The organism is Bacteroides sp. Phil13, assembly GCF_001940965.1.
Taxonomy (GTDB): Bacteria; Bacteroidota; Bacteroidia; order Bacteroidales; family Bacteroidaceae; genus Bacteroides; species Bacteroides intestinalis.
Genome location: NZ_MSHA01000058.1, coordinates 48,491 through 59,390 on the forward strand (window position 1 = coordinate 48,491; position 10,900 = coordinate 59,390).

Consider the following 10,900-nt stretch of genomic DNA (forward strand, 5'->3'; position numbering starts at 1 on the left):
CACTAATCACTTATTGCAGGTACTGGTCGATCTGCGCCACCGTTGCATCTTTCAACAATACTTTCTTGTCTTTATCCAGCAGATACAGGGTAGGTATTGCTTTCAGATCATACAGATTCTTTTCCTTTATGACGAGTTTTTTATCATACCCGTTTATCCATTCTTTTGGGAAATCCGGTAAGTGTCTTTCCCATTCTTCCTTATCTTCATCCGGATAAACAGCCAGTATCTTTAAGTTTCCTGCGGCAAACTCATTATTGATGGCGGGTGCCTGTTTCAAGGCTTCTATACCTTCTTCACAAGCATGGCATCCCGGATTGTTGATAAACAGCAGCGTATATTTTGCTTTCACTCCGTAGAGCGTACCGCCTTTCCCGGACAGCAATGTATAGGTGAAATCTTTTGCCGGCCTTCCGATGCGATTCTGTTCTGCCAGTTCCCTGCGTCCTTGCGGAAGTATTTTCTCCGTATCATTCAACACCTTGCTTTCCAGCATGGCATCCAGCACCGGAATGTAAAGTTCCTCATTCCGCATCGGAGAGTTCGGGTCATACAAATACTTTTCAGCTAAGTCTGTATAATAGAAGAATACTACTTTCTTTTGATCTGCCATCTTATACATCTGCTTTATGGCAGCTATCGCAGTAGTGTCCGGAACTACCTTCATAATATCTATAAAGTCCACCCATGCTTGTTCCGTAACATCCGGCAGATTAATATAAGTGGTATCGGTAAAATCCATATTGTCCCAGTAGTGCCGTACCAGATAATCTGCACGCAATTCGGGGGTATTCAGCATGGCTGGTATAATGGGAAGCGTGAATTTTTTCACGGTGTCTGCCTGAAGTGTTGTTCCCTTGTTGTCATTTGCTTTCCGGCTGCCGCATGAGGCACACAGAATCAGGAACAGGAAGAAAATGTTGAGATAAGTTTTCATAATTCAGCTACTTATATATTGAAAGACAAAGATAATGCAAATGTTTTAATTACCATTTGTTAAGTATCAACAAATTAATGAAACCTACCTTTGCACCGCTTTTTTAAAAACAATGAGATATGCAAAGGGATAATTTGGATTTCAAAAACATGAGTGTGAGTAAGTTGTTTACAAAACAACTTTTCCCCACGTTGCTGGGTATGGTATCATCCGCATTGTTCACTGTTGTCGACGGGATATTCGTAGGACGCGGAATAGGTAGTGATGCTATTGCCGCGGTGAATATTGCGGCGCCTATTTTTATGATAGCGGCCGGGTTGGGACTGATGTTCGGTATGGGCGGAGGAATTCTTGCTTCCATTAATCTGTCTCGTGGCAAATTGGTGGTCGCCAATATCAATGTTACGCAGTCAATCGTTATGCTGACGATTGTCAGTATCATTATGGGAATACTGTTTTGTTTGCTATCTGTTTCCTATTATTTTCATTGTGTTCAATGCTATGGTTCAGTCGGCACAACCCATTGTCAGCTACAATTATGGTTGCGGACAGTTATTGCGGTCCAATAAGGCGTTGCGTTTATGCATCATTTCTGCTGTTGTGTTCGCTTTGCTGATTAGCGGAGTGTTTGTCTGTTTCTCCGGCGATATCGTTTCCTTATTCTTGCCGGATCGGACGAGCCATGCCTGGCAGTATGCGGTTGCCGGTCTGCCTCTGTTTGCTGTCGATTACATTTTCTTCGGGATCAATGTAATCACAATAGGATACTATACCAGTATTGAACGTATTAATCTGGCGATGAGGCTTACACTGCTGCGTGGTATCTTGCCGGTCTTGTTCTTCTTTATACTGCCTGTATGGTTCGGCGTGACGGGAATCTGGCTTGCGGTGGCGGCGGGAGATATTACTACAACAGTGGTTATCGTATTTTTGAATTTGAAAGATAAAAATAGCAAGAAAGGAACAAGTAATGTTGATGATCATTTTCGTGAGGTAACGAAAATGATAGAAATAGGGAAGAGGAGTGTATCAAAATAAAGATTAGAACACAAATTACACGAATTATACAAATAATGTTTTCTTATACTTTTGATAATCAGAGCTTATCTGATTTTTAATTTGCGTTATTTGTGTAATTTGCGTTCTTTTATTCAGTTTTGACACATTCCCTTCCGCTTACTGTCAGAGAGAGTTTATGCTTATTCTATATATGAAGAAAGTGCATCATTATAATCGACTTCTTTGGCCGGGAATACCCAAGTCCACTGATTGTTGTCCGAAGGTTGGATGGTTATAGCAAACTGTACATGGAAACTGCCTTCCGGATATGCCTTGCGCACGATCGGCTCTTTCCAGCGTTTGTAGTCGAACCAGTCGAAACCTTCGCCCCAGAGCTCTATCCTGCGATACAGTTTCACTTCTTGTAGCAGGTTATCTCCTGTTTTCGTACAGATATAGGCGGGGTTGCGGCCTGAATCCTTATTCAGGGCAACCAGTAATTTTTGTGTTTCTGCATCCTTGCCGCCTATGTGGCAGTTGGCTTCGGCTTCAATCAGATACATCTCTGCCGAACGGAAATTATTCAATTGCCCTATACCCGGTTGGTCGGCACATAATATTTTGAACTGCATATAGGCAAAGATATAACTGGTGCTATAAATTTTGTCGACATAATCTTTCATAGCCCGATCATACAGGGCACCTTTCGAAGCCCGTCCGGTAGATGTGGTATATGTTTCACCTTCTTTGGGCCCCAGAAACATGTTCTTACGTACATCGGTTTCAGGAATCTGATCGTACAGTTCTTTGCTGATGGAACATGCGTAAGTTCTGCAAATGCTGGCGCTGGAGTTGCTGCCCTGATAGGCAAAGAATGAATAATAGTGTAAATTCTGGTCCGTAGCATTGTAACTGCTCCATATCCATTCTTGGTTAGGGGTATTAAAACCGCCATCCACATATTCGGAGTTTGTCATCAACGGATAATTGGCACGTGCCAATACTGCATAGCGTGCAGCGGTTGCCCAGTCTTCACGAGTCAGGGCCGCACGGGCATAGGTGGCATAAGCCACATCCAGGTTCGGACTGTAATTGTCCCCGCTCGCGCGGTCCAGTTCCGATGCTGTGAAATTGGAGATAGCCTCATTCAAATCTTCATAAATCCGGCCGTAAACTTCTGCCAGTGTAGAAGTTGGCAGCTCACCCGTACTCAGGTCTATGCGCAGGGGAAGTCCGCGGCTGGAACCATTATTACTGTCGCACCAGCGATGACAATAGAGTTGGCTCAGCATCATATAGCTGTATGCTCTGAATGTCAGTGCCTGAGCTTTTATAAACTGCTTTTCTTCATTGCTACCGCTGGCATTGTCTATGTTTTCAATGATGGCATTGGCATTACCTATCAGCTTATAATAGTAGAACCAGGGGTAATAACAATAACTTGAAGTATTTCTTTCGTGATAAAGCGAATTGATGATGGAAGACCATCCGGTCAGGTTTGATTTCTGAAAATCGTTTCCCGGATAGTTGCCATACCACGTCTTGATAGTTCCTTCGCCATTGAATCCTTGTGAACTGAGATATTGGTTGACCATTAACCTACAAATACCATTTATTGCGAGTTTGGCATTCTGAGTGGTTTCAAAGATAGTGGCCGTACCCGTAGATGATTGGGGTACAGTATCCAGATAGTTGCTGCCGCACGAGGCCAACAGAACTGTGAGTCCTAATGTGTATAATATCTTTTTCATAAGTGAGCGTTTTATTATTATAGTTTAATGTTGATACCAACGGAGAATACTCTCGGAGTTACCAGATAGTTGTATTGCGAACCGCCGAATGATTGCTGGGGATTCATGCCCTGGCGGGCTGTGAATGTCCATAAGTTCTCGCAGTTTGCGCTCACGCTTATTCCCTGCAGGTCCAGTCGTTTCACAAAGGAAGCCGGTAGCCGGTAGCTCAGTGTGAGGTTTTTAACTACTAAATAGTCCGAACTGACAAGCCATCTGGAAGAAGCGGAATTATTGTTCGCACTCATCGTGCTGTTTATCTGAGGAATACCATCTATCCAGATGCGGTCTGCCGAGTTTTCTGACATTCCCTCGGGAGCCGCTTTCCAGGCATTCATAATGTCGGAGTGGAAGTTGCCGGGTGAAGTGCCTGTAGTCATTAACGAACGGTATACCCCATCATAGGTTTGACCTCCCAACGAGTAGGTGAACAAGGCGGAGAAAGTAAGTGATTTGTAAGATACCGTACCGGTAAAGCTGCCGTAGACTTTGGGTAGTGCCGAACCGTGGAATTCTTTCAGGGCGTAAGTCGTGTTGTTGGTATAATAAGTGCCGTTGATGGAAGTCAGGCTTTCATTGTCGCTGATGTCAGTACCTTCTGCATTTCCCAATTTGCTGCCATCGGGCAGTGTGATGAAATAGTCTTCCAGATTGAGTGTGTACAGGGAGTTACCGGTGAGTTGATCGATACCAACATAAGTCGGCAGGAAGAACTCATAACGGCTTTTACCTTCTACTATCTTGTAGTTTCCCGATATGATCCCATCCTTATTTTGTTCAGGCAGCTTCACAATCTTGTTCTTGACGAATGTGGCATTCGTTGCAAAGTTCACTTTCCATTTCTTATCTTTGTAGATATCGATGTCCGTATTGATTTCGAAACCTTTGTTGGAGATGGTTCCCAGATTCTTTGCAATGGTGGCCTGTGCGGATGTGGTGGAAGTGGCTCCTGCTGACAACGGCAGATAAACATCGAACAAAAGATCCTTGTTCCGTTTGTCAAAATACTCAAGACTGATGTTCCAGCGGTTGAACAAACGGCCTTCAAGTGCTATACCATAAGCCTCTCCGGTCTCCCACTTCAGATCGAGAGCTTCGTTCTGAGATAAATAATATGCCCCGATGTTTGCATTCTGGCTACCGGCATAAAGTCCCATGTAGCCATAATATCCGGTTCCGGCATCATTTCCCACTTGTCCGTAATTGGCGCGGAACTTCAAAGAGTTTATCCAGGTGAGAGATTGCATGAAGTCCTCTTCCGATATAATCCAGTTTGCACCGATGCTACCGAAGTTACCCCAGCGGTTCTGTTTGGAGAAGCGGGATGAACCGTCACGGCGGAACGAAACTTCCAGATTGTATTTCTCGGCGTAGTTGTAGCGGATACGTCCCAGGTAGCTTTCTGTACGATAGTCTGTCTCGTAGCCGGTCAGGCTGGTAATATCTGTGAAGTTCGATAGATTCGGCTTTCCGGCAAATGTCTCGGTCGTCTTGAATGCATACTCATAATCATAATTGTTGGAGTAGTTTTCGTGTGCTGCCAGTACATCTATGTAGTGTTTGCCATATACATGATTCCAGTTCAGTTGCTGCTGGAAGGTATAATTCTTATAGCGGTAAGTCACTCGCTTGGTACGTCCGTTGTTTCCTTTACCGTCACCGATAGTGGCATTGTCGTAAGAGGTCTGCTCGGAGTTTCGCACGTTGAGGTCGCCTTTCACTGTGAATGTGAAGTCGTTCAGGAACTTGACATCTGCAAAAGCGATAGCTTGCAGTGTGTTGCGTATGGTTTTGTCCGTACTCAATTCGTTTTCCCAGATTACATGACGGTCTACATATTGGTTACGGGTAGAGATCGTTACTCCCTCGTCATCTTTATAGTATCCCGGATCGTACTGTTTGTTGTTCAGGGCATCCAGGCGATAAGAACCATCGGCATTATGCAGATGCACGGGATAGATGGGGGCTATCTGTCGACAATACATAAATGCATTGGTATATCCAGCGTCACTGTCCCCATTGGTTGCATGAGAATTTTGGTGCGTGCCGGATAGGTTAATGCCTGCCTTGAACCATTTTTTAGGGGTGAAGCTCATGGAGGTACGGGCTGAGATACGATTGAAATCCGAGTTTGTCACATAACCTTTCTCATCCAGATAGCCGATGGAAAAGTAATAGTTACTCTTTTCGTTGGCGGTATTTCCGCTAAAGGAATATTCCTGCCGGTATCCGTTGCGGATGGCATCCGAATACCAGTCAAGGTCATCGGCATATCCCGGAAGGATTTGTGCATCCGAAACCAGATTACCATTCGCGTCGAACAAAGCATTGTCCGCCTTATTATATATATTAAGATATAGTTGTTCCGAAATCAGATTTTCCGACGCATACTTGGCCGCGGTGGCTGCATCATCACCTGCAGACATACGTGCATTCTTCAGGTTTTGCCAACTTGCTTCCATAAATTGGTTAGGCGAGGTACGTTTATACTCTTTGATACCGCGTGAATAGACTCCTTGGTTGATTTTTAGGTCGAAACTGATTTTGTTGGAAGTCCCTTTTCTTGTGCTGATCAGAATCACACCGTTTGATGCGCGGTTACCGTATAGTGCGGCTGAAGCTGCATCTTTCAGAACTGAAATGCTCTCTATATCGGCCGGGTTTATATCCGAAATATTTCCTCCGAAAGGAACACCGTCTACCACATAAAGCGGAGTGCTCGAACCGTTTACAGTTCCGATACCGCGAATGCGGATCGACGGATCACTGCCCGGTGCACCGTAAGTACTATTAATCTGTACGCCCGATGTCGTTCCTTCCAATGCTGAAGTTACGCTGGAGGTTGGTCGCATTTCAATCTGATCCTGATTGACGGATGAAATGGCTCCTGTCAGCGATGATTTTTTTGCTGTACCGTAAGCTACTGTTACAATCACTTCATCCAACATCTGAGAATCGTTTGACATGATGATTCTGAGTTGAGGCTTGATTGCAACTTCCTGCGTTTTCATGCCAACAAACGAGATAATTAAGGTTCTGGCATCATTGGGGACATTGGTGAGTGTAAACTCTCCGTTTACGTTGGTAATCACTCCTTGCGAGAATCCTTTCACCAGAATAGATGCACCAACCACTGGTTCATTGCCTTCTTCTGAAATCACGACTCCGGTTACTTTGGAGACTTGGGCCAATGTTGCACTTGTCCATAAAAACAGATAGGCCAGCATGATAAATAGTAGTTTCCTTTTCATAAGCTCTCTTTTTAAAATTAGTATTTTTATTTCTCGAGTTCTTGCAGTACTTAAACATGAATAACATCATTAGAGAGCTTCGAAGGGTATGAGTTGTATTATCACCTAATATAAATAAATAAATCGTATATCAGAAGTAAATAAACATTTGCATTTTAACGTTTGATTTGTTTGTTTTTTAATATTTATTTATATCTTTGCGCTAATCATAACACTAAGTACTGCAAGAACTTAGCTGTCATTTATTTGTTGAATTTTGTGGGCTTGTTTGAATGTAAATAGAGAAAAGTAAAGCCCCCTTCCACACGGCTGTATTCCCTTATTCATCGGGGTTTGCGTGTGGAAGGGGGCTTTTGCTCCTTATTTTACTTTTATCTTGTTACTATTTTGTCTTTGCTTACTCCGTAGTATCCTGCCACGGGTACATATATCGGTTGCATTTGTCGTCCGATGTTTTCTATTTTTCCTTCTGCTTTCAGTCGTCTCAGGTGTTCCATTGCCTTTGATTTCATGAAACCACATATATGCTGGAAGTCCAGGCGTGTCATCAGTTGATGTTCGGCAAAGTATTCCTTCAGTCGCATGTCTATCTCCACGTCCGATAGCTTGCTGGAGTGCCCGCTATGCTTGAAATTCTTCAGTTTAACATTGCCTATCTCGTTCTTCAACGCTTGGTCGGCGCGAAACTTGATGCCCTTCAGTTTCACTTTCTCATTTTTTCGTTTCGTTTCCATTGTGATTCCTTCCTCGCATTTCAGTGTAGGATGGAAGTATCCGATGCCGTCCAGATGTACTTGTCGTCCTTCCGCCAATTCTTCTCCCATTATATGCGATAGTGCATCGAGCACTGCCGACACATCCGTCTCTGTCAGCGAACTGCGTGCCTGTATTTTGTGGCGGATTTCGTCTGTTCCTACTTTTCCATTGAGGGTGATGCGTGCATGGATTGTTTTTGGGTCCGTTTGATCGTTAGGTACCGGATTCTCATACCATTCAAAAAGTATAGCCATTGTTTGTCGTTTTATAGGTAGATAATGGTGCAAATGTACCATTTATATATAGGAAGAGCAAATTTTAGATAAAGCATCTGGTAGTGTTGATAGTTGTTGGCAGATCTCTTGACAGATGTCGGTAAATATGTTGACGATAGAAAACAAGATGGTTGACGGCTGTCAACACTATCAGATGCTTTATCTAAAACATGACAATACTATATGTATAATGTCAACAAACTATATGTATTTAGTTAGCGGCATTAATTTGTAACAAACCACTCAAAATACTTGCAAAAGGTATATCTGTGATGCTAACTTCGTGGCAGCAATCACTAAACTAACAATTAAATTATGAAGACAAAATTTATGCAATTCATTGCTTCTCTTTGGGAAGGCTGGGGAGAAATGAAGCAAGTAGTAGAAAATCAGCCGGAAACGACTCCTTTAGCAGCTAACCCTGCTGCGGAGCTTGTGAAGTCCTCGCCGGTCAGTCTGACGGATCGAGTAAACCGCTTCCTGCAATCCGCTTATGATTTCCGTTATAATCTGTTGACGGAAGAAACCGAATTCCGTCCGGCGGGTAAAGTGGGAGAGGGGTTCTCATCTGTTGGAAAGCGGGAACTGAATACTTTTTGCCTTGAGGCCCATGCACGGGGAATTGCATGTTGGGACAAGGATATCAGCCGTTATCTTTATTCCACTTGTGTTCCTGCTTATCATCCTTTCCTTCTTTATATGGATGAACTTCCTGCCTGGGATGGAGTGGATCGTCTTGAAGCGCTTGCCCGCCGTGTATCTTCCAATCCGTTGTGGATGAAGGATTTCCATATCTGGATATTGGCCCTCACTGCACAATGGCTGGGAATGACGGGAAAGCATGCCAACAGCGTGGCGCCTATTCTTATCAGTGCGGAGCAAGGGTGTTTAAAGTCTACCTTTTGTAAAAGTCTGATGCCTGAAACTCTGGCTCGTTACTATTCAGATGAAGTGGAACTGACTTCAAAGGGAAATGTTACCCGTAAAATGTCGGAAATGGGATTGCTGAATCTTGATGAGTTTGATAAATATCCTGCTTCTAAAATGCCCTTATTGAAGAATCTGATGCAGATGGCGAACCTGAATCTTTGCAAAGCCTATCAAAGGAACTATCGCAACTTGCCACGTATTGCTTCTTTTATCGGTACGAGCAATCGTTTTGATTTGCTTTCCGACCCTACAGGGAGCCGCCGTTTTCTTTGTGTGGAAGTGAAAGGGAAGATAGATTGCTCGCATATCGAGCATAAACAAATCTATGCCCAGTTGAAACATGAACTTCTGGAAGGAGTCCGGTATTGGTTTACAGCGGAAGAAGAGTCTGAGTTGAAGGAATATAATAAGAAATTTCAGCGGCGCAGTATGATGGAGGAAATTCTTTATGCTTGTTTTCGCCCTGCCATGACTGAAGATAAGGATGAAATGGTACAACGCCTTTCTGCTGCTGATATTTTCAAAGTTCTGAAAAAGCAGAATCCGGCAGCTATGCGTGGAGTTAATCCGAATGCGTTTGCTCAACAGTTAGCTCCTTTAGGGTTTCCCCGCTCGCGGAGTCGTTACGGGAATTACTATTCGGTAGTTGCCTTGCCTGAAAATACCCTTCCACCCGCTAACCTTGATAAATAGGGCGTTTCACGAGTGTGGAGGGGTGAAAATGTTTATAATAAAGACATTTAAAAGAACAGTGAGTTTAAGGAGTAGTTAGACAGATACTTAGCATTCTGGGGCATGTTTTTTTCTGTTTAATTCGAAACAAATAATAGTTTTTGTTGTTGAATGTGAAAAAAAGACATATCTTTGTGACTGAACTAATTGACATGATGATATCTTAATATATAGTCATGTCCTCTTCCGGAACGGTCTAAATGTGGCAATTTAATTGGTACCCGGATGAGCGTAGCCTGTATCAGTCTTTGGTACGGGCTTACTCGTCCTGTGTCAAGGGTGCGCCACATACCTGACTGTTGGGATTGGTAGGGCCCCGTACCTCTAATATACATTAGCCGTATAGGGTTGATTTTAAACTTATAATCAAACACTATATGGCTAATTGGCTTTCTATGCAATCGACAGCCGAAAAATACGGCATACCTGAAGAACAAATCCGTGAATGGATTAGACTCGATTATGTGACGTACTCTTCTTTTTTTAAAAGAGATCCTTGTGATGACCCCAATCCGATGGTGGATACTGATGAACTTGATAAAGTTCTTGAATCGAATTCCATTAAGTCTTGTCCTGATGATGAAACCATTGAGCGAGTTCCTAAAGGCCATTTAGACTGGCTTTATCAGGAAAATGCCCGATTGGCAAAAATCAATGACGACTTGAGAGAAGAGATTTATTCGCATGTTCAGTGGGAGAAAGAGTTAAATGATGATTTTACTAAAATAACAGAGCTTGCAAACAAGGTTATATCCTTACATCGCCAAATAATCATGGATTATGAAGGTCTATTAAACGCTAAAATGGGAATTAGGTCTTTTTTACGTTATCTGTTTCTTTTTAAAAAGAATAAATACCTCACCTAACCAGTGGATTTCATTTTTTTTAATCCTTTTCATCTCTTGAATACGGAGCCCGTGATGAGCTCCGTATTCTTTTTTATAGTTCTCTCTTTAATTTATATCTCCTATAACAATGCTATCTTAATTCTTCTTCATCGTTGGAATTGTTCTCCCCCGATAACGGAGGAATTGGAAGGGGTGGAGTGTCCTTTAAGGGGATATGGTAGGTAAAACAATGACTGAGTACCTTTTCTCCCTTCTCGCGTGCACGTATATATATAATGTATATCCTTCCGTGCCCGCCCACACTTTCTTTCAAAAATATGTTCTACAACATCCTTATCAATCAACGAGTTACAAAATTGTTTCAAAAAACATGCGAAAAAAT

The 10,900-nt window shown here is 42.9% G+C and carries 6 protein-coding genes and 1 pseudogene; 3 read left to right on the top strand and 4 right to left on the bottom strand.

All coding sequences use genetic code 11. The features are described from left to right. Positions 1–10: 10 nt before the first annotated feature. Positions 11–937: a DUF5106 domain-containing protein gene (locus BWI44_RS11465; protein ID WP_044534558.1), complete on the bottom strand. Its 927-nt coding sequence runs from the start codon at positions 935–937 to the stop codon at positions 11–13. A 119-nt stretch (positions 938–1,056) separates the two neighbouring features. On the opposite strand from BWI44_RS11465, the pseudogene BWI44_RS11470 reads away from it, so the two are divergent. Further along, positions 1,057–1,975, top strand: a pseudogene (locus BWI44_RS11470) (MATE family efflux transporter). Between the two features lie 161 nt (positions 1,976–2,136). Here the strand turns inward: BWI44_RS11470 and BWI44_RS11475 are convergent. The 3 genes from BWI44_RS11475 to BWI44_RS11485 all read right to left on the bottom strand — a co-directional run bounded on the left by BWI44_RS11475 (position 2,137) and on the right by BWI44_RS11485 (position 7,987). Next, complete coding sequence (locus BWI44_RS11475) at positions 2,137–3,687, bottom strand: RagB/SusD family nutrient uptake outer membrane protein (protein ID WP_138292378.1); 1,551 nt, start codon at positions 3,685–3,687, stop codon at positions 2,137–2,139. A 17-nt stretch (positions 3,688–3,704) separates the two neighbouring features. Next, positions 3,705–6,977, bottom strand: coding sequence for a SusC/RagA family TonB-linked outer membrane protein (locus tag BWI44_RS11480; RefSeq protein WP_195209949.1), 3,273 nt, complete (start codon positions 6,975–6,977; stop codon positions 3,705–3,707). Positions 6,978–7,348: 371 nt separating this feature from the next. Further along, positions 7,349–7,987, bottom strand: coding sequence for an HU family DNA-binding protein (locus BWI44_RS11485; protein ID WP_022391846.1), 639 nt, complete (start codon positions 7,985–7,987; stop codon positions 7,349–7,351). A gap of 336 nt (positions 7,988–8,323) precedes the next feature. Between BWI44_RS11485 and BWI44_RS11490 the strand changes: the two genes are divergently transcribed. Beyond that, positions 8,324–9,631 (top strand): VapE domain-containing protein, encoded by a 1,308-nt coding sequence (locus tag BWI44_RS11490; protein WP_195209950.1) that lies wholly within the window; start codon positions 8,324–8,326, stop codon positions 9,629–9,631. 416 nt (positions 9,632–10,047) lie between these two features. Beyond that, positions 10,048–10,536, top strand: a complete 489-nt coding sequence (locus BWI44_RS11495) for a hypothetical protein (RefSeq protein ID WP_007662231.1) — start codon at positions 10,048–10,050, stop codon at positions 10,534–10,536. The last annotated feature ends 364 nt before the right edge of the window (positions 10,537–10,900 follow it).

Excerpts from the sequence above, each read along its gene's own strand:
- BWI44_RS11465 (WP_044534558.1), bottom strand. The coding sequence starts at position 937 with ATGAAAACTTATCTCAACATTTTCTTCCTGTTCCTGATTCTGTGTGCC.
- BWI44_RS11475 (WP_138292378.1), bottom strand. The coding sequence starts at position 3,687 with ATGAAAAAGATATTATACACATTAGGACTCACAGTTCTGTTGGCCTCG.
- BWI44_RS11480 (WP_195209949.1), bottom strand. The coding sequence starts at position 6,977 with ATGAAAAGGAAACTACTATTTATCATGCTGGCCTATCTGTTTTTATGG.
- BWI44_RS11485 (WP_022391846.1), bottom strand. The coding sequence starts at position 7,987 with ATGGCTATACTTTTTGAATGGTATGAGAATCCGGTACCTAACGATCAA.
- BWI44_RS11490 (WP_195209950.1), top strand. The coding sequence starts at position 8,324 with ATGAAGACAAAATTTATGCAATTCATTGCTTCTCTTTGGGAAGGCTGG.
- BWI44_RS11495 (WP_007662231.1), top strand. The coding sequence starts at position 10,048 with ATGGCTAATTGGCTTTCTATGCAATCGACAGCCGAAAAATACGGCATA.